At 70.3% G+C, this 17,135-nt stretch carries 20 protein-coding genes; 5 read left to right on the forward strand and 15 right to left on the reverse strand.

Annotation, left to right across the window (positions count from 1 at the left end; translation table 11 throughout):
• Positions 1-4: 4 nt before the first annotated feature.
• The 7 genes from N7L95_RS19025 to N7L95_RS19055 form a co-directional block, all read right to left on the reverse strand.
• Positions 5-280, reverse strand: coding sequence for a DUF493 family protein (locus N7L95_RS19025; protein WP_301256825.1), 276 nt, complete (start codon positions 278-280; stop codon positions 5-7).
• A complete protein-coding gene (locus tag N7L95_RS19030; protein ID WP_301256826.1) occupies positions 277-1,164 on the reverse strand; it encodes a D-amino acid aminotransferase in 888 nt (295 codons plus the stop codon). The genes N7L95_RS19025 and N7L95_RS19030 overlap by 4 nt, the downstream gene beginning before the upstream one ends.
• Before the next feature lie 40 nt (positions 1,165-1,204).
• The gene (locus N7L95_RS19035) at positions 1,205-2,365 is read right to left on the reverse strand and encodes a D-alanyl-D-alanine carboxypeptidase family protein (protein WP_301256827.1); all 1,161 of its coding nucleotides are present in this window, start codon (positions 2,363-2,365) and stop codon (positions 1,205-1,207) included.
• A gap of 34 nt (positions 2,366-2,399) precedes the next feature.
• Positions 2,400-3,008, reverse strand: coding sequence for an alpha/beta hydrolase (locus N7L95_RS19040; protein WP_301256828.1), 609 nt, complete (start codon positions 3,006-3,008; stop codon positions 2,400-2,402).
• Between the two features lie 4 nt (positions 3,009-3,012).
• On the reverse strand, positions 3,013-3,339 hold the full coding sequence (locus tag N7L95_RS19045) for a (2Fe-2S) ferredoxin domain-containing protein (protein WP_301256829.1): 327 nt from the start codon (positions 3,337-3,339) through the stop codon (positions 3,013-3,015).
• 106 nt (positions 3,340-3,445) lie between these two features.
• A complete protein-coding gene (locus N7L95_RS19050; protein ID WP_301256830.1) occupies positions 3,446-4,555 on the reverse strand; it encodes a VanZ family protein in 1,110 nt (369 codons plus the stop codon).
• Between the two features lie 13 nt (positions 4,556-4,568).
• The gene (locus tag N7L95_RS19055; protein WP_301256831.1) at positions 4,569-5,000 is read right to left on the reverse strand and encodes a CopD family protein; all 432 of its coding nucleotides are present in this window, start codon (positions 4,998-5,000) and stop codon (positions 4,569-4,571) included.
• 283 nt (positions 5,001-5,283) lie between these two features.
• Between N7L95_RS19055 and hemB the strand changes: the two genes are divergently transcribed.
• Together hemB and N7L95_RS19065 are read left to right on the forward strand one after the other, a co-directional pair.
• Positions 5,284-6,285: a porphobilinogen synthase gene (gene hemB / locus N7L95_RS19060; RefSeq protein WP_301256832.1), complete on the forward strand. Its 1,002-nt coding sequence runs from the start codon at positions 5,284-5,286 to the stop codon at positions 6,283-6,285.
• A 9-nt stretch (positions 6,286-6,294) separates the two neighbouring features.
• Positions 6,295-7,413: a magnesium transporter CorA family protein gene (locus tag N7L95_RS19065; protein WP_301256833.1), complete on the forward strand. Its 1,119-nt coding sequence runs from the start codon at positions 6,295-6,297 to the stop codon at positions 7,411-7,413.
• Positions 7,414-7,424: 11 nt separating this feature from the next.
• Here N7L95_RS19065 and N7L95_RS19070 read toward each other — a convergent pair whose 3' ends face one another.
• The 4 genes from N7L95_RS19070 to tsaB are packed head-to-tail and all read right to left on the reverse strand — an operon-like array spanning position 7,425 to position 10,605.
• The gene (locus N7L95_RS19070) at positions 7,425-8,402 is read right to left on the reverse strand and encodes a DUF1853 family protein (RefSeq protein ID WP_301256834.1); all 978 of its coding nucleotides are present in this window, start codon (positions 8,400-8,402) and stop codon (positions 7,425-7,427) included.
• A 21-nt stretch (positions 8,403-8,423) separates the two neighbouring features.
• On the reverse strand, positions 8,424-9,299 hold the full coding sequence (locus N7L95_RS19075; protein ID WP_301256835.1) for a uracil-DNA glycosylase: 876 nt from the start codon (positions 9,297-9,299) through the stop codon (positions 8,424-8,426).
• A complete protein-coding gene (gene rimI, locus N7L95_RS19080; protein WP_301256836.1) occupies positions 9,296-9,769 on the reverse strand; it encodes a ribosomal protein S18-alanine N-acetyltransferase in 474 nt (157 codons plus the stop codon). Before rimI ends, N7L95_RS19075 begins: the two co-directional genes overlap by 4 nt.
• Complete coding sequence (gene tsaB, locus N7L95_RS19085; protein WP_301256837.1) at positions 9,766-10,605, reverse strand: tRNA (adenosine(37)-N6)-threonylcarbamoyltransferase complex dimerization subunit type 1 TsaB; 840 nt, start codon at positions 10,603-10,605, stop codon at positions 9,766-9,768. The genes rimI and tsaB overlap by 4 nt, the downstream gene beginning before the upstream one ends.
• Here tsaB and dacB point away from each other — a divergent pair.
• Both dacB and N7L95_RS19095 read left to right on the forward strand, forming a co-directional pair.
• The gene (gene dacB / locus N7L95_RS19090; protein WP_301256838.1) at positions 10,604-12,109 is read left to right on the forward strand and encodes a D-alanyl-D-alanine carboxypeptidase/D-alanyl-D-alanine endopeptidase; all 1,506 of its coding nucleotides are present in this window, start codon (positions 10,604-10,606) and stop codon (positions 12,107-12,109) included. The genes tsaB and dacB overlap by 2 nt on opposite strands.
• Positions 12,106-12,402, forward strand: a complete 297-nt coding sequence (locus N7L95_RS19095) for a SemiSWEET transporter (RefSeq protein WP_435870029.1) — start codon at positions 12,106-12,108, stop codon at positions 12,400-12,402. Before dacB ends, N7L95_RS19095 begins: the two co-directional genes overlap by 4 nt.
• 12 nt (positions 12,403-12,414) lie before the next feature.
• Here N7L95_RS19095 and N7L95_RS19100 read toward each other — a convergent pair whose 3' ends face one another.
• Genes N7L95_RS19100 through purE form a run of 4 tightly spaced genes read right to left on the reverse strand, consistent with a single transcriptional unit; the run spans position 12,415 to position 16,051 of the window.
• Positions 12,415-13,353, reverse strand: coding sequence for an SGNH/GDSL hydrolase family protein (locus N7L95_RS19100; RefSeq protein ID WP_301256839.1), 939 nt, complete (start codon positions 13,351-13,353; stop codon positions 12,415-12,417).
• A 51-nt stretch (positions 13,354-13,404) separates the two neighbouring features.
• Positions 13,405-14,385, reverse strand: coding sequence for an L-threonylcarbamoyladenylate synthase (locus tag N7L95_RS19105; RefSeq protein WP_301256840.1), 981 nt, complete (start codon positions 14,383-14,385; stop codon positions 13,405-13,407).
• Between the two features lie 17 nt (positions 14,386-14,402).
• Positions 14,403-15,575 (reverse strand): 5-(carboxyamino)imidazole ribonucleotide synthase, encoded by a 1,173-nt coding sequence (locus N7L95_RS19110; protein ID WP_301256841.1) that lies wholly within the window; start codon positions 15,573-15,575, stop codon positions 14,403-14,405.
• Positions 15,572-16,051, reverse strand: a complete 480-nt coding sequence (purE, locus tag N7L95_RS19115) for a 5-(carboxyamino)imidazole ribonucleotide mutase (RefSeq protein ID WP_301260184.1) — start codon at positions 16,049-16,051, stop codon at positions 15,572-15,574. Before purE ends, N7L95_RS19110 begins: the two co-directional genes overlap by 4 nt.
• A gap of 125 nt (positions 16,052-16,176) precedes the next feature.
• Between purE and N7L95_RS19120 the strand changes: the two genes are divergently transcribed.
• Positions 16,177-17,124, forward strand: coding sequence for a tetratricopeptide repeat protein (locus N7L95_RS19120; protein WP_301256842.1), 948 nt, complete (start codon positions 16,177-16,179; stop codon positions 17,122-17,124).
• Positions 17,125-17,135: the final 11 nt, after the last annotated feature.

Genomic DNA, 17,135 nt, shown 5'->3' on the forward strand with positions numbered 1-17,135 from the left:
GCGGCTAGAGCACCACCTTCACCATCGGATGCGACGACAGCGTCCGGTACAGCTCGTCGAGCTGCTCGCGGCTGGTGGCGGTGACGGTGATGGTCAGGCCCAGGTAGTTGGCCCCCTTGCTGGGGCGCATCTCGATGCCGGAGGGGTCGAAGGCCGGGTCGAAGCGAGCGGCCACCTCGGCGATGGCTTGCGCGAAGCCGTCGACGTTGGCGCCCATCACCTTGATCGGGAACTGGCTGGGGTACTCGATGAGCGACTGCTCGGGAGGGATTTCATTCATAGGGACTGCTCCGCTTTGGCCCGCTGGTAGGCCTCGTACAGGCGGGCATAGATGGGGCCGGGTTTGCCTTTTCCAGCCCCGTGGCCGACCGGTTCGCCGTCCAGGCGCGTGACCGGCAACACTTCCTTGGTGGCGGACGACAGGAAAATCTCGTCGGCGCTGTTCACCTCGGTCTCCGAGATGGGCCGCAGGTTGAAGCCGATGTTCAGCTCGTCGCACAGCTCGGCGATCAGCCCATAGCGTATGCCTTCGAGCACATGCTCGCTTTTCGGCGGGCCGAGCACCGCGCCTTCGTGCACGATCCAGACGTTGCTCGACGAGGCCTCGGTCAGGAAGCCGTCGCGGAACAAGATGGTTTCGGCTGCGCCCTGGTCGGCCGAGATCTGCCGCGCCAGCACATTGCCCAGCAGCGAGGTCGACTTGACGTCGCCGCGCTGCCAGCGGAAGTCGCGCGCACTGATGCAGGCCACGCCCTGGCGGCGCTGCTCGGTGCTGGCCGGCCGCAACGGGCTGATCATCATGAACACGGTGGGCGTCAGGCCCTCCAGCATCACATGCTCGCGCAGCGCGACGCCGCGCGTCACCTGCAGGTAGACCAGGTGGTCGGGCGCATCGGAGTGCGAGGCCTGCTCCGTCACCAGGCGGCGCATGCGCTCCAGCCATTCGACTTCGGTGTGCGGGTTCGGGATGCGCACCTTGGCCAGCGAACGCTCCAGCCGCGACAGGTGCTCCTGGAACCGGAACAGGCGCTGGCCGTAGACCGGGATCACCTCGTAGACGCCGTCGCCGAAGATGAATCCGCGGTCGAGCACCGACACTTTCGCGTCGCACAGGCGCAGGTACTCGCCGTTGAGGTAACACAGGCTGTCGGGCAGGGCTTGCATCGTCGCCTCCTCAGCGGGCTCGGCGCCCGCACCGCGCAGGTTACTTGATCCAGAGCCGGATGGCATCCCAGGCGCGCCCGAAAATGCCGCTCTCCTCCACGGGTTCGAGCACCACCAGCGGCGCTTCCGCCACCACGGTGTTGCCCGAGGTCACCTTCAGCTTGCCGACGGCCTGGCCCTTGGTCAGCGGGGCCACCAGCGGGTCGACCCGCTCGATCTGGGTCTTGATCTTGTCCGCATCGCCCTTGGGCACGGTCACGAAGATGGGCTGGGCGCTGCCCAGCTTCACCTCGGAGGACTCGCCCTTCCACACTTGCGGCGTCGCAATCGGCTTGCCCGGCTCGAACAGCTTCAGCGTGTCGAAGGCGCCATAGCCCCAGTTGAGCAGCTTCTGGCTCTCGTTGGCGCGCGTCTCCATCGAGGAGGTGTTGAGCACCACGCTGAGCAGCCGGCGCTTGCCGTTCGGCAGGTCGCGCTGGGCGGAGGCCACCAGGCAGTAGCCGGCCGACGCGGTGTGGCCGGTCTTCATGCCGTCCACGCTGGGATCACGGCGCAGCAGCAGGTTGCGGTTGGGCTGGGTGATGTTGTTGAACTTGAATTCGCGCAGCGAATACAGCGGATAGAACTCGGGAAAGTCGGTGATGATGTGCGAGGCCAGCGTCGCCAAGTCGCGCGCGGTCGTCACATGGCCCGGCTCGGTGATGCCGGTGACGTTCTTGAACACCGTCTTCTTCAGGCCCATGCGCTGGGCCTCGCGGTTCATCAGCACCACGAAGTTCTCGACGCTGCCGGCGACGCCCTCGGCCAGCGCCACCGAGGCATCGTTGCCCGACACCACGATCATGCCCTTGAGCAGGTCGTCCACCGACACCTGCATGCGCGGCTCGATGAACATCACCGACGCGCCGCCCTTGCGCTCGTCCCAGGCCCGCACCGACACCGGCAGCAGCTGTTCACGCGAGAGCTTCTTCTCGCGGATGGCGCCAAAGACGACATAGGCCGTCATCAGCTTGGTCAGCGAGGCCGGGTCGGCCGCAGCGTCGGGCTCGCGGGCGGCCAGCACCTGGCGGCTCGTCATGTCCAGCAGCAGGTAGGACTTGGCCGCCACCTCGGGCGGCTGCAGCGCTTGCGCCTGCACGGCCGCGGTGGTGGTCAGGCTCAGGGTCAGAGCCAGGCATACAGCAAATACTCGTCGTTTCATGCAATCGAATCAGTCAGTGGCGGCACGCGACGCTTCAGGCCAGGTCGCGTGCCACCAGGTTCTTCAGCAGGGGCAGTTGCCCGTGAAAGAAGTGGCCGACGCCGGGCACCACGATCACCGGCAAGTTCTGCGGGCGCGCCCAATCGAGGGTCGCGGCCAGCGGCACCACGTCGTCCTGCTCGCCGTGGATCACCAGCGTGTGTTCAGGCACCGCCGCCACGGCGAAGTTCCGTGTCGCAGGGCCCACCAGCACCAGGTGGCGCACGCGATCGTGCCCCAGCCGCGCGGCTGCCTGTGACGCGACGTAAGCACCAAAGGAGAAGCCGGCCAGCGCCAGCGCCTCGCCGTCCTGCACGTGATGGGCGATGACGGCCGCCATGTCGTCGATCTCGCCGCGGCCTTCGTCCCACTGGCCGGCCGAGCCGCCAATGCCGCGGAAGTTGAAGCGCACCGTGCGCCAGCCACGCTGCAGGAAGGCCCGCGCGACGGTTTGCACCACCTTGTTGTCCATGGTGCCGCCATGCAGCGGGTGGGGGTGCGCAATGACGGCCAGGCCCACCGCTGGACCCGCGGGCAGGTCGAGGGCGCATTCGATCGGGCCGGCCGGGCCGTCGATGCTCTGGCGAACGGTCTGGGAATTCATGCGGTCAGCGGCCCACGCCGGGCGGCACCAGCAGCCGTTCGACGACCTGGCCGTTCTTCAGGTGCGACTCGACGATCTCGTCGATGTCGCTGCTGTCGACATAGGTGTACCAGACCGCCTCGGGGTAGACCACGGCCACCGGGCCGGCCGCGCAACGGTCAAGGCAGCCCGCCTTGTTGACGCGCACCTTGCCGGCGCCGGCCAGGCCTTCGGCCTTCACGCGCGCCTTGCAGTGCTCGAAGCCCTGCTGGGCCTGGTGGGCTGCGCAGCAGTCGGCGCCGTTGTCGCGCTGGTTGAGGCAGAAGAAGATGTGGCGCTCGTAATAGCTCATGCACGGATTCTAGGGCGAGGGCGCTGCCCCGACGGCGCGGCAGCACAGGGCGCCCCGGGCGGCGCAGGGGCTCCCTGGCGCGGTGCCTCGCTGCCGCCGCGGCGGCTCACTGCGGCCGCGGGCTGCGGCTCAGCACACGGGCCAGCAGGTAGGCCAGCGCAACATACGGCCACAACCAGCCGACCCACTGTGCCAGGCCGTGGAAGCGGATGAAGCGGCCCTGCTCCCAGCCCTGCAGGCTGGACGCGAAGTAGGGATCGGCCGGCGCGGCATTGACCAGCACCATCATGGCCGCAATCAGCAGGGCACCGATGGCGGCACCCAGGCGCGGCGGCACGAACACCAGCACGAGGGCTGCTCCTGCGCCGACCACCCAGCCGAGCGGCGCCGACTGCGTCACCCATGCGGTGGCATGCGAGGGCCCGAAGTTGAGGGTGGTCGACAGCGTCGTGGCGGCCAGGCCCAGCACCACCGCACCGAGCACCAGCAGGCCGCGCCGCCAGGTGGGCGGCGACACGGTGAAGGCAAGCAGGCAGGGCGCCATCAACCCCATCGCGACGGTGATCAGCTCATAGCCCGGGGTGAGCACCTCGAAGCCCGGCGGCTCCAGTTGCAGGGCCCAGGCTTCCAGCGGGGTGTCGATCAGCCATTGCTGCAGCAGCTCGTGCAGGCGCAGTGCGACATGGCCCAGGCCCAGCGGCACCGGTGTCGGAAAGAGCAGGGCGGCCGGCCACAGCAGCAGCAGCGCGAGGCCGCCGGCGCTCTGCGGGATGAACCAGCGATCGCGCAGCGTCTGCCAGCGGCCCATCCAGCCCAGCGCTGCCAGCAGCAGCACGAACAGTGCGCCGGCCAGCGTGCCGAGGGTGTTCAGGCCCCAGTCGACGTTCGACGGCACGCGCGAAGGCAGGTAGTTCTGCAGCACCTCGAGCGTGCCGGAGAGCAGCGCACCCAGCGCCGTCGCCAGCAGCACCGCGGCGACCCGGTGGGCACCGCTGCGCAGCAGGGCGCCGCACAGCAGCCCGCCCAGCGGCATGTAGCCGAGCAGGTTGGAGACCAGGTCGAAGGTGGTCCACCAGCGCGGCCACGGCAAAGTGATGAAGGCCCACGGACTGACGCCCGGCACCTGCCAGTCGGTGAAGGGGTAGAGGCTCGCGTAGGCCACCAGCGCCGCATAGGCGGAGGCCAGGGGAACGAGCGAACTCCGGTGGCGCGCCATCCGCGGGGCGGCTTCAGAAGGGCTTGACCACCACCAGCACCACCGCGAGCAGCAGGCCCAGCACCGGTGCTTCGTTGAACCAGCGGAACCAGGTGTGGCTGCGGCGGTTGCTCAGCTGCTCGAACTCGCGCAGCAGGCGGCGGCAGTAGTGGTGGTAGCCGACCAGTGCCACGACGATGGCCAGCTTGGCGTGCAGCCAGCCATTGCCGCTGCCCCCGCGGCCGATGCCGTAGTAGAGCCACAGCCACAGGCCGAAGCCCAGCGCGGGTACCATCAGCAGGCTCATGAAGCGGTAGAGCTTGTGGGCCATCAGCAGCAGGCGTTCACGCTCGGCATGGCTGTCGGGCGGCACCATCGCCAGGTTCACGAAGATGCGCGGCAGGTAGAACAGGCCGGCGAACCAGCTGGCCACGAAGACGATGTGCAGGGCTTTGATCCAGAGCATCGGCGGATGATAGCCAGCACCGCGAAGGCCGGTGGCCACAGCCCGATGCCAGGCCCAAAAGAAAGAGCCCCAGTCCGGGGACTGGGGCTGCAAAGCCTTAACGCTGTCATCACGGTAAGGCACCTGCTCAGGGAGGAAAAGCAGGGAATGAACGTCATGCGACGTATCATTCACATGTAACTTTACCAGAACACAGCTGTCATTTCACTGACACGTACCCGCGCCTGAGGCATGGAAAACGCTAGTTTTTGGTGTTTCGGCAACCGTAACAGGAAAAACGTCCTTGAGCTTTCCCGTCTCTTTCCCCTCTGCACGCCCGCGGCGCCTGCGTCGTGACGACCACACCCGCCGCCTCGTGCGCGAGCACCGGCTGTCGGCCGATGACCTGATCTACCCGGTGTTCGTCATCGACGGTCATTCACAAGTGCAGGAAGTCGTGTCCATGCCCGGCGTGCAGCGCATGAGCCTCGACCGGCTGTATCCGGTGGCCGAAGAGTGCGTGGCGCTGGGCATCCCGGTGCTGGCCTTGTTCCCCGCCATCGAGCCCTCGCTGAAGACCGAGGACGGCCGCGAGGCCTACAACCCCGAGGGCCTGATCCCCCGCGCGGTGCGCGAGCTCAAGCGGCGCTTTCCCTCGCTCGGCATCCTGACCGACGTGGCGCTCGACCCCTACACCAGCCACGGCCAGGACGGGCTGCTCGACGAGACTGGCTACATCCTCAACGACGAGACCGTGGCGGTGCTGACCCGCCAGGCGCTCGCGCATGACGAGGCGGGCGTGGACATCGTCGCGCCGAGCGACATGATGGACGGGCGCATCGGCGCAATCCGCCAGGCGCTGGAGGCGCGCGGCTCGGTGCACACCCGCATCATGGCCTACAGCGCCAAGTATGCGAGCGCCTTCTACGGCCCCTTCCGCGATGCGGTGGGCACGCGCGGCGCGCTGGGCAAGAGCGACAAGAAGGTCTACCAGATGGACCCGGGCAACTCCGACGAGGCGCTGCGCGAGGTGGCGATGGACATCGCCGAAGGCGCGGACATGGTGATGGTCAAGCCCGGCATGCCCTACCTCGACATCGTGCGCCGCGTGAAGGACGAGTTCCGCGTGCCGACCTTCGCCTACCAGGTGAGCGGCGAGTACGCCATGCTGAAGGCCGCCGCGGCCAATGGCTGGCTGGACCACGACGCGGTGATGATGGAGTCGCTGCTGGCCTTCAAGCGCGCTGGCGCCGACGGGGTGCTGACCTATTTCGCGATCGAGGCGGCCCGCGTCCTGCGCCGCTAAGATCCGCCGATGCGCGTCTTTCATGTCGGTGCCCGCTTCACCGAGCTGCCGGGGCTGCCCGCGCAGCCGCCGGAGCAGGGCTACCTGTGGATCGGTACCTCCCGCGAGGAGTTCGAGCTCGACATCGGGCCCATCCAGTCCTTCCTGCAGCAGTGGGCGGGCGGTGCGCTGGTGGACCTGCACATCTCCGACCTGCTGAACCGGCAGCTGCCCTCGCACTTCGACTACACCTCCTGGTACGACCTGCTGGTGTTCCGCCGGCTGGCGGCCGGCAGCGTCTCCAGTGCGCTGCCGGCCGCCGATGAGCAGCCCGGCTCGCTGGCCGGTGCGCAGCAGGTGCTGCAGGCCATCGACACGAGCGCGGTGGGCTTTGCGGTGTTCGACCGCCTGCTGCTCACCGTGCACCCCGGTGCCTGCCAGGTGTGGGACAGCTTCATCAGCCGGCTGGCGCAGATGGGCCAGGCCGGCGGCAACGGTGCGCCGGCCGATGGCCGCGGCGCCTCGGCCCGCCTGCCCACCAGCCCGGACGACCAGATGCTGCGCATGGTCAACCAGATGGTGGACAGCTACCTCGAGCTGCGCCGGCTGCTGACGAAGCAGCTGGGCTTGCTGCAGCGGGCGCTGCTCGACCCGCGCGGGCGCTTTCGCAGCTGGCAGGTGCTGCTGGACTGGCGCAATGCGCTGCACCTGCTGGAGGACATCTGCGAAGACCAGCGCAGCGCGGCGCTGGAATGGATCGACACCTTCGAGGAGCGACCGGCCCCCGGCGACAGCAGCAGCCGCCGCGAGCGCGACCTGCTGCGGGTGCGCTCGCGCGACGTGGTCGAGCACATCGAGCGGGTGCTGGGCCATGTGCGGCGGCTGGAGAGCTCCGCCGAAGGCGCGGTGCAGATCCATTTCTCGGCGCAAAGCAACCGCACCAACGAGATCATGCGCACGCTGACGGTGCTGACGGCCATCTTCCTGCCGCTCAACCTGATCACCGGCATCTTCGGCATGAACTTCGACTTCCTGCCGCTGATCCACAGCAGCTCCGGCTTCTGGGCCGCCGCCATCATCATGCTGCTGGTCGGCGCGGGCCTGGGCCTCTTCTTCTGGCGCAAGCGCTACCTGGGCACGCACGGCTGAAGCCGGTGCGCTCAGGCCTCGGGCCAGCCGTCGGGCACCACGAACCAGCGGTCGGCCTCGCGGCGCAGGTCGATGCCGGGCTGCAGGCGGGCCAGCAACTGCGCGCTGGGCCAGCGGCGCGCACCTGCCGGTGGCGCGCCGGACCACAGGCTGGCCACCATGTCGGGCAGTGCTTCGCGGGGGAGGGTCGGGACGGCTGCCGTCACCTCGGCCGGCGCCATCCAGCGGGCGCGGGGCAGCAGCAGGTAGTCGCCGGCCGGCAGCGCGTCGAGGTCCCGCCAGGGCAGCCAGCGGCCCTGCAGATGGTCCGGTGCCAGCAGGGCGCAGCGTGCCACCGGGCGGTCGTGGCGGTAGAACATCCAGCCGCGGGTGTAGGCCTGCGGCTGCCAGGCCACGTCTTGCCAGGGCGGTGGCGCAGGGTGGGCCAGCTGGCGCTCGAACAGCTTGTGCAGCTTGGACGGCAGGGTTTCTGCCCGGTCGGGGCCGATGAAGTCGGCGGCACCGGCCTCCTCGCCGGTGGCGGTGCAGAGGAAGAACTTGACCGCCAGTTCCCAGTGCAGGGCCTGGCCGTCACGGCTGTGCAGCAGGAAATCGATCTCGCCCAGGGTGGTGTGGTCCAGCCCCGGCAGGCTGCCGGGCGGATGGCGCAGCGGCAGGTTGGCCGCCACCAGCCGGTGGGTCGGGCCGTGGAGGAGGTAGAACTCCAGCAGCCGCTCCGCGTAGCGGCCGAGTGGCAGCCGCCGCGGTGCGGCTCCGGGGGTGGCGGGCAGGGCGCGTTCGGCAAGAAAGCGATGCAGGGCCTGCGGCTGTTGCCGCAGCTGCTGCAGCCAGTGGGCGATCTCGGCCTGCTGCCGGGCGTCGAAGCCTTGCACCGGGGCGCTGAAGCGGCCGTCGGTCAGCAGGGGCGGTGACAGCAGCAACCAGTGCAGGTCAGCCAGTGCGGCCGGGTCGCCACTGCTGCCGCTGGGCGGGCTGCTGCTGCCGGACATCGGCCGCCGTCTTTGCGGGCTTCAGCCCGCGCTGGCTGCGGCCGCGGTGTCGGCGGCCAGGCACAGGTCTTCCCAGGCCTTGGCCTTGTCCGGCAGGTTGCGCAGCAGATACGCCGGGTGGTAGGTGACGATCACCGGCACGCCGTGGTAGCGATGCACCCGGCCGCGCAGCCGGCCGATCGGCTCCCCGGTGCGCAGCAGCGACTGCACCGCGAAGCGGCCCATTGCCACGATGATCTTGGGCTGCACCAGCTCCACCTGGCGCTGCAGGAAAGGCTCGCACTGGGCGACTTCCTCCGGCTCCGGGTTGCGGTTGTGTGGCGGCCGGCATTTCAGCACGTTGGCGATGAACACCTGGTGGGTCGACGGCGCCTCGCTGCGGGTCAGCGCCAGCGACCGCAGCATGTTGTCGAGCAGCTTGCCGGCCTGGCCGACGAAGGGCTCGCCCTTCAGGTCTTCCTGCTCGCCGGGCGCTTCGCCGACGATCATCCAGTCGGCCTGCTCATGGCCGACGCCGAACACCGTGTTGCGCCGGCCATTGCACAGCTTGCAGGCCTGGCAGCCGGCCACGGCCTCGCGCAGGGCCGGCCAGTCCATCTGCTCGACGCCGGTGGGGCGGCGCGCGTGCACCGCCACCGGGGCCACGGAGGCCGGGTCGGCGGTGGTCCGCGGTGGCACCTGCGGCGGCTCCTGGGTCGGCGTCTGCCGGGCCGCGGCCGGTGCCGCCGGGATGGCGGGGGCGGCGGCCTGCCGCGGCTGCGCCGGCGCCTCGGCCGGCGCGGCTTCGACAGCCGGTGCCTGCGGATGGCCTTCGTCGGCCGGGCCGGCGTCGCGCGGTTCCCAGGGCAGCACGCCGATTTCCTTCAGCATGGCCAGCTGTCTCGGGTCCCAGCTCATAGCGTCAGACTCATCACGATGGCATCCTCGCGGCGCCCTTCGCAGGCGGGGTAGTAGCCCTTGCGCTGGCCCACCGTGCGAAAGCCGTAGCGGTCATAGAGGGCTCGTGCGCGGGCATTGGAGACGCGCACCTCGAGCCACAGCTGGCGGGCGCCGCTGTCGCGGGCCATGCCCTGCAGCGTGTCGAGCAGGTGCAGCGCATGGCCACGGCGCTGGTGCGCCGGCGCCACGGTGAGGTTGAGCAGGTGCATCTCCTCGAAGCCCGGCATGGCGACGAAATAGCCCAGCAGCACGCCGTCGGCGCTGTAGAGCAGCCGCGCCAGGTAGCCGGCATGCAGGGAGTCGACGAAGTTGCCGCGCGTCCAGGGGAATTCATAAGCCTGGTGTTCGACCGCCAGCACCGCGGTGAGCGAGCTCACCGTCATCGGCATCAGCTGCGGCGCATCGCAGGGGCGGGCCAGCGAGCTCATGCCGGCCCCCGCGCGGCAGCCTGGGCCAGCGCTTCGCGTTCTGCGGTGGTTTGCGCCACCTTGTCGCGGATGTACAGCGGCAGCGCCAGGGCAGCATCGACGGCCTCGCCGCGCTGCCAGGCGGCCTGGGCCAGCTGCAGCAGGGCGGCCGCGTCGGGCCGAGCGGCAGGCTGCAGGCGCAGGCCGGTGGCCGCCAGTGCCTCGCGGTGCGGCTCCACCGCGCTGCCGGCCAGGCAGTCGCCGCCGTGGTCGGCCACTGCCTGGGCGAGTGCGGCGGCACTGTAGAGCGCCGGCGCCTGCAGGGTGTGCCAGGCGTGGCCGTCCCAGCGGTAGCGGGCGGCGTAGATCTCGTTCATGCGGGCGTCCTGGGCGGCCCAGACATCGTCGCCGCCGCCGTCGCGGCGCGCCGCTTCGGCCACGATCAGCAGCGTGTCGACCGGCACGACCGGCTTGCCGGCACCGAAGGCCAGGCCCTGCGCCACGGCGCAGGCGGTGCGCAAGCCGGTGAAGGCGCCCGGCCCGCGGCCGAACGCGATGGCGTCGAGTTGCTGCAGCGTCAGGCCGGCGTCGGCCAGCAAGGACAGGATGGCCGGCAGCAGTTGCGCCGACGCCTGGGCGCCGCCGGCGTCTTCGCGCACCCACGGGCGGCCGTTCACCAGCACGCCGAGGTGCACGGTGTCGGTGGCGGTTTCCAGGGCCAGCAGGGCGGGGGTGGGGGTGAGCACGAACAGGAAGCCGGGCCAGGCCGGAACAACAACACAGGCAGGCAGTTTAGCGGGGCCGTGGCGCAGCGGCGGGCCGCCGGGCCGCAGCGCGTATCGGGATAATGGCGCCATGCACTTGTGTCGCTGCTGGCCCGCCTGGCTGTGCGGGGGAATCGTCCCGGTCTTCTTCCTGTCCTGCAGCCTGGCCTGGGGCGGCACCTTGCCGCCCGCGCCGCTGCCGGCGGCCGTCGATGCTGCGCTGGCGCGCGCCAAGGTGCCGCGCGAGGCGCTGGCGGCCGAAGTCATCGAGGTGGGCGCGGCGCTGCCGCGGCTGGCCTGGCGGGAGCGGGCCGGCGTGCAGCCGGCCTCGCTGATGAAGCTGGTGACGACCTATGCCGCGCTGGAGCTGCTGGGGCCGGCCTACACCTGGAGCACGCCGGTGTACGCCGACGGCGTGGTGCAGGACGGCGTGCTGCAGGGCGACCTGCATCTGCAGGGCCTGGGCGACCCGACGCTGGTGATGGAGCGGCTCTGGGCCCTGCTGCGCCGGGTGCAGCAGCTGGGCATCCAGGAGGTGCGCGGCGACATCGTGCTGGACCACATTGCCTTCGATGCGATCGGCTCCGATCCAGCCGCCTTCGACGGCGATCCGCTGCGGCCCTACAACGTGGCGCCCGATGCGCTGCTGATCAACTTCAAGGCCTTGAGCCTGGACTTCGTGCCGGACCCGGCCCGCGGCGTGGCACGCATTGCCGCCGACCCGCCACTGGCCGGGGTGTCGATCGACACGATGGTGCCACTCGACCACACCGCGCCCTGCAGCGACTGGCAGGCCGCGCTGAAGGCCGAGCTGGGCGGGCGTGAACGCCTGCTGTTCCGCGGCGCCTATCCGCTGGCCTGCGGCGAGAAGAGCTGGTCGCTGGCGTATGCCGATCCGGCCAGCTTCAATGCCCGCGCCGTCGAAGCGATGTGGCGCGGCCTGGGCGGGCGGCTGGGCGGCGGGGTGCGCGAGGGCGTGGCGCCGCCGGCGGCCAAGCCGCTGCATGTGGCGGTGTCGCCGCCGCTCGGCCAGGTGGTGCGCGACATCAACAAGTTCAGCAACAACACCATGGCCCGGCAGCTCTACCTGACCCTGGGCCTGGTGGCGCAGGGCGTCGGCTCGCTGGAAACGGCCGAGGTGGCCGTGCGCCAGTGGGCGGTGGCGAAATGGGGCGAGGCGCCGGAGCTGGTGCTCGACAACGGCGCCGGCCTGTCGCGCGAAGGCCGGCTGAGCGCGCAGTTCCTGGCCCGCCTGCTGCAGTCCGCCTGGGCCAGCCCGGTGATGCCGGAGCTGCTGGCTTCGCTGCCGATCGCGGGCGTCGACGGCACGCTCAAGCGCTTTGCGGCGGCGCCCGGCCGGGCGCACCTGAAGACCGGCACCTTGCGCGATGTGGTCGGCGTGGCCGGCTATGTGCTGGCGGCCAGCGGCCGGCGCTACGTGGTGGTGGCGGTCATCAACCATCCCGAGGCGGCCGCCGCGCGGCCGGTGCTCGAGGCGCTGGTCGACTGGGCGGCACGGGATGAGGCGACCGGTACCGCCTTGCCGTCTTCTCCCGATCCTTCTTCCCCCCCGCTCAGCACGGAGCGCGCTCCATGACCATCGACGTGACCGACGGACTCGGCTTCCTGGCTGCTGCGTTGACCACGGCCTCCTTCGTGCCGCAGGCCTGGCACACCTTCAGGACGCGCGACGTCAGCGGCATCTCGCTCGGCATGTACAGCGTCTTCACGCTGGGCATCACGATGTGGCTGGTGTACGGGCTGATGATCGGCGAATGGCCGATCATCGCGGCCAATGCCATCACGCTGGCCCTGGCCAGCGCGATCCTGGGGATGAAGATCCGCTACGCAGTGCCGGCCGGCGCCGCGAAGGGGCCGGCCGGGCGCTAGCGCAGGGGCGGGTCAGAACGGGTGCTGGTCCGTTTCTTTGACGGCCTGTTCGCCCAGTGCCTGGTTCATGGCGGGGGTGAGATAACGGTCCTTGGCGAAGATGTAGTCCAAAGTGCGTGGATTTGGATCGACTCCGGCGTTCAGGGTGGCCGTACTGCACGCCTTCGCGGTGGCTACGCTGTCCAGGCAGGCGTTGGTGTCACGATGTTTGAGGTCCTTGTCCTCGACGGCTTTGCTGAGCCGGTTATTGCCGAGCACGAGCACCGTCTTGCGCTGGTTGCCGCTCAGGACGGCGCGCAGGCCGTCGTTGAAGGCGGTGCTGAGTTCCTGCAGCTGGGTGCGTGCCGTCGGGTTCGTCGCAGCGGCGGCGCCGGCTTCGGGCGTCTGGCCCTGGTTGAAGACGTCCATCACCACCACCCGGGCGCCCTTGTCGTTCCAGTTCTTGACCAACTGGCCCAGGGCATCGCCGCGGCGCGTCGCCTCGTTCTTGAGCGCCGCCAGGTCGCCACCGGCGATCAGGTCCTGGTACAGCTGCCACACATCGTTGGCGCCCACCTGCAGCAGGACCAGGTCCTTGTCCTGCACCCCGCCAGCGACGTCCGCCTGCACGCCGACATCGGCCACCTTCGCACCTTCCTTGGCCAGCGCGCGGGCCCGGCCGTCAGCGCCCTTGCACTCCTGGAAGGTGAAGCCGTACTCGCGGGCGACCCACTGGTTCCACAGCGGGTAGACGCTGCAGTCGAACTTGGAATCGCTGGTCAGGCCGTTGATGGTGTACTTCGCGCCGCTGGTCGCGTCGATGTAGCTGTACTCGTCGCCGACCGACAGGATGCGCTGGGGCTTGAAGGGGTCGGACACCTCGCCGCCGCAGGCGGTGAGGGCCGCCACGGCGGCACCGGCCAGAGCGGCGAGTCGAAGGCGGGGCAGCCAGCGGGAAAGGCGCAGGGACATGGAATCTCCGGTGTGAAAGTTGAAAGGCGTCGGCAGCGCAAGCAAGGCCGCTCAGGACGCCGCGGCACGGGCCAGCCGGTCGCGCACACCGTCCCACTCGGGGGACGACGGCGGGCTCTCGACCCAGATGAGTTCGGCGCCCGCGGCGTCGAACTCACGCAGGACAGCAAACAGCTGCTGTGCCGCCTCGGCGGCGTCTGCGGGCATGCGGCGGTACTGCATGCCGCGCGGCGCGCGCACGGTCCGCGAATATAGCGCCAGCTTCGGCGAGCTGTCGCCCAGCACCTGCAGCGCGGTCTGCAGGATGTCGGCGCTCATCAGTCGCAGTTGGGCGCGTGGCGCATAGTGGGCCTCCAGCGTGCCGGGCGCGCGCGGCGCCTGGGCGTCGCGGTCGAGCAGGGGCTCGTTGAGCACCGCCTCGATCTCGGCCCGGCCGATCATGCCCGGACGCAGCAGCACCGGCCGGCCGCGCGAGCAGTCGACAATGGTCGATTCGATGCCGACCTGGCAGGCGCCGCCGTCGAGCACCAGCACGTCGGCGTCGAACTCGCCGGCCACATGTTCGGCGGTGGTGGGGCTGACGCGGCCGAACTGGTTCGCGCTGGGCCCGGCCAGGCCCGGCACGCCGCGCCGCGCACAGGCCTCCAGCAGCGCGCGGGCCACCGGGTGTGCCGGGCAGCGCAGGCCGATGGTGTCCTGCCCGCCGGCAGCCGCCTCGGCCACGCCGGGGCGGCGCGGCACGATGACGGTGAGCGGACCGGGCCAGAAGGCCGTCATCAGCGACTGGGCGGCCGGCGGAATGGCCGCCGCCAGCGGCTGGCTGGCCTCCATATGGGCCACATGCACGATCAGCGGGTGGTCGGCCGGCCGGCCCTTGGCGGCGAAGATGCGGGCCACGGCGGCGTCATCGGCGGCATTGGCGCCCAGGCCATAGACCGTTTCGGTCGGGAAGGCCACCAGCCGGCCCGCCACCAGGGCGTCCACGGCCTCGGCCAGGTGCTGCGGATCATGTCCGTCGAGAATGCGTGCCACGGGTGCGGTGCTCCGGATCAGAAGGCCGGCAGGCCCAGCAGTTCGGCGCAGCGCAGCGCCACCTCGCGCACCTGCGCGGTACTGCCGGCGGTGACATTGAGGTGGCCCATCTTGCGGCCCGGGCGGGCCGACTGCTTGCCGTAGAGGTGCAGGTGGGTGCCCGGCAGGGCCAGCACCGCCTCCCAGGGCGGGGTGGCCTCGGCCTCGCCGTTGCGGAACCACAGGTCGCCCAGCAGGTTGAGCATCACGGTGGGCGAATGCAGTCGCGGCGCGACCAGCGGCAGGCCGGTCATCGCTCGCACCTGCAGCTCGAATTGCGAGACGTCGCAGGCGTCCACCGTGTAGTGGCCCGAGTTGTGGGGGCGGGGCGCCATTTCGTTGGCGACCAGGCTGCCGTCCTTCAGCACGAAGAACTCGACGCACAGCACGCCCACATAGCCCATCTCGGCCGCCACCGTCTCGGCCGCCGCGATGGCACGCGCCTGCAGCTCCGCGGTGAGGTCGGGCGCCGGCACGGTGGTGACGGCCAGGATGCCGCCGCGATGCAGGTTCTGCTGCAGCGGGAAGTGCACCAGCTCGCCCTGCGTGTTGCGGGCGACGATCACGCTGACCTCGAAGGCCAGCTCCAGGCGCTTCTCCAGCAGGCAGGGCACGCGGCCGAGCTGGTCCCAGGCAGCCTGCAGGTCCTGGCGGCTGTGCACCGTGACCTGGCCCTTGCCGTCGTAGCCAAGGCGGGCGGTCTTCAGGATGCCCGGCAGCAAGGCGGCATCGGCCCCGTCGAGGGCGGCCTGGCTGTCGATCAGTGCATGCGGCGCGCAGGGCACGCCCAGGCGCATGAAATGCGCCTTTTCCTCGGCCCGGTCCTGGCAGATGCCCACCGCCGCGGCGCCCGGCGCCACCGGCCGGCGCTGTGCCAGCCGCGACAGGGCGGGTGCCGGCACGTTCTCGAACTCGGTGGTGATGGCATCGCAGCGGCTGGCCAGCTCGTCGAGCGCGGCCTCGTCGAGATAGTCGGCGCACAGGTGGTGGTGCGCGATCTGGCCGGCCGGGCTGGCCGGATCAGGGTCGAGCACCACGGTAGCGAAGCCGAGCTGCTGGGCCGCATGGGCGAACATGCGGCCCAGCTGGCCACCGCCCAGCACGCCCAGCGTGGCGCAGCCTGGCAGCAGGGGAGCCTGCGCGGCGCTCATGGGGTGGTGCCCGGCAGCGGGCCCAGGGTCATCGAGCGGGCCAGCTCGGTCTGGCGGGCGCGGAAGTCCTCGAGCCGCGCGCGCAGCTGCGGCTGCTCGTTGGCCAGCATCGCCACCGCGAAGAGCGCCGCATTGGCCGCGCCGGCCGCCCCGATGGCAAAGGTGGCGACCGGAATGCCCTTGGGCATCTGCACGATGGAATGCAGCGAGTCGACGCCCTGCAGGTGCTTGCTCGGCACCGGCACGCCCAGCACCGGCACGGTGGTCTTGGCGGCCAGCATGCCGGGCAGGTGGGCGGCGCCGCCGGCGCCGGCGATGATGGCCTTGAGTCCGCGCGAGGCGGCGCTTTCGGCATAACGGAACATGTCGTCCGGCATGCGATGGGCGGAGACGACCTGCGCCTCATACGACAGGCCGAACTCGGCGAGAATCTGTGCAGCGTTCTGCATGACGTCCCAATCGCTGTTGGACCCCATGACCACGCCGACGAGGGGCGACTGACTCAACTGAGCGCTCCGGTGCGGGAAATAAGGCGTGATTTTAGGCGGGACCTTGCGCCCGGGCGTTGTGGCCCCATCTGCTGTCCCCAAGGATTTCGTTCATGATCGATATCACTCTTCAGAATTTTGAATCCGAGGTCTTGCAGGCCTCCATGGCGCAGCCGGTGTTGCTCGACATCTGGGCTCCCTGGTGCGGCCCCTGCCGCAGCCTGGGCCCGATGCTCGAAAAGCTGGAGACCGAGTACGCCGGCCGCTTCGTGCTGGCCAAGCTGAACTCCGACGAGCAGCCCGAGATCGCGGGCCAGCTCTCGCAGATGTTCGGCGTGCGCAGCATCCCGTTCTGCGTGATGTTCCGCGACGGCCAGCCGGTCGACGGCTTCGTCGGCGCGCTGCCGCAGGCCCAGATCGAGCAGTTCCTCGACAAGCATGTGCCGCCGGAGGCCGAGCTGGCCGCCGATGCCGCCGCCGAGGAAGCCGGCAGCCTGGCCGAGGAAGGCGACACTGAAGGCGCCATCGAGCGCTTGCAGGAAGCCATCGCGATCGACCCGGCCAACGACACCGCGCGGCTCGACTATGTGAAGCTGCTGCTGCAGGCCGGCCGTGCCAGCGACGCGCGCCTGGCCTTCGAGCCGGTGGCCAGCAAGAGCCTGGTGGAGCCGCGGGTGGCCGCTTTCGGCCAGTGGATCGCTGCCTGCGAGCAGAGCGCCAACGCTCGCTCCCTGGATGCGCTGGAGGCGGCCATCGCCGCGAACAAGCGCGATTTCGATGCCCGCTTCGAGCTGGCCAGCCAGCACTTCGCGGCCCAGCGCTGGACCGACGCGATGGACGCGCTGCTGGAGATCATCATGCGCGACAAGAAGTGGAAGGACGAGGCCGCCCGCAAGGCCTATGTCGCCATCCTGGAGCTGATGAGCAAGCCGGCCCCGGCGCCCGCCGCCGACCCGCAGGCCAAGAAGGGCACGCTGGAGGTCGCCGGCAAGGCGGTGGTGGCCTCGGCCGACCCGGTGGTGGACCAGTACCGCCGCAAGCTCAGCATGGCCCTGTTCTGAGTCGGTGCAGG

The sequence above is a fragment of the Eleftheria terrae genome (genome assembly GCF_030419005.1).
Classification (GTDB): Bacteria; Pseudomonadota; Gammaproteobacteria; order Burkholderiales; family Burkholderiaceae_C; genus Caldimonas; species Caldimonas terrae.

Bases quoted from the DNA above. Each gene is read 5' to 3' on its own strand.
- N7L95_RS19025 (WP_301256825.1), bottom strand. From the start codon at position 280: ATGAATGAAATCCCTCCCGAGCAGTCGCTCATCGAGTACCCCAGCCAG.
- N7L95_RS19030 (WP_301256826.1), bottom strand. From the start codon at position 1,164: ATGCAAGCCCTGCCCGACAGCCTGTGTTACCTCAACGGCGAGTACCTG.
- N7L95_RS19035 (WP_301256827.1), bottom strand. From the start codon at position 2,365: ATGAAACGACGAGTATTTGCTGTATGCCTGGCTCTGACCCTGAGCCTG.
- N7L95_RS19040 (WP_301256828.1), bottom strand. From the start codon at position 3,008: ATGAATTCCCAGACCGTTCGCCAGAGCATCGACGGCCCGGCCGGCCCG.
- N7L95_RS19045 (WP_301256829.1), bottom strand. From the start codon at position 3,339: ATGAGCTATTACGAGCGCCACATCTTCTTCTGCCTCAACCAGCGCGAC.
- N7L95_RS19050 (WP_301256830.1), bottom strand. From the start codon at position 4,555: ATGGCGCGCCACCGGAGTTCGCTCGTTCCCCTGGCCTCCGCCTATGCG.
- N7L95_RS19055 (WP_301256831.1), bottom strand. From the start codon at position 5,000: ATGCTCTGGATCAAAGCCCTGCACATCGTCTTCGTGGCCAGCTGGTTC.
- N7L95_RS19065 (WP_301256833.1), top strand. From the start codon at position 6,295: ATGCGCGTCTTTCATGTCGGTGCCCGCTTCACCGAGCTGCCGGGGCTG.
- N7L95_RS19070 (WP_301256834.1), bottom strand. From the start codon at position 8,402: ATGTCCGGCAGCAGCAGCCCGCCCAGCGGCAGCAGTGGCGACCCGGCC.
- N7L95_RS19075 (WP_301256835.1), bottom strand. From the start codon at position 9,299: ATGAGCTGGGACCCGAGACAGCTGGCCATGCTGAAGGAAATCGGCGTG.
- rimI (WP_301256836.1), bottom strand. From the start codon at position 9,769: ATGAGCTCGCTGGCCCGCCCCTGCGATGCGCCGCAGCTGATGCCGATG.
- dacB (WP_301256838.1), top strand. From the start codon at position 10,604: ATGCACTTGTGTCGCTGCTGGCCCGCCTGGCTGTGCGGGGGAATCGTC.
- tsaB (WP_301256837.1), bottom strand. From the start codon at position 10,605: ATGGCGCCATTATCCCGATACGCGCTGCGGCCCGGCGGCCCGCCGCTG.
- N7L95_RS19095 (WP_435870029.1), top strand. From the start codon at position 12,106: ATGACCATCGACGTGACCGACGGACTCGGCTTCCTGGCTGCTGCGTTG.
- N7L95_RS19100 (WP_301256839.1), bottom strand. From the start codon at position 13,353: ATGTCCCTGCGCCTTTCCCGCTGGCTGCCCCGCCTTCGACTCGCCGCT.
- N7L95_RS19110 (WP_301256841.1), bottom strand. From the start codon at position 15,575: ATGAGCGCCGCGCAGGCTCCCCTGCTGCCAGGCTGCGCCACGCTGGGC.
- purE (WP_301260184.1), bottom strand. From the start codon at position 16,051: ATGGGGTCCAACAGCGATTGGGACGTCATGCAGAACGCTGCACAGATT.
- N7L95_RS19120 (WP_301256842.1), top strand. From the start codon at position 16,177: ATGATCGATATCACTCTTCAGAATTTTGAATCCGAGGTCTTGCAGGCC.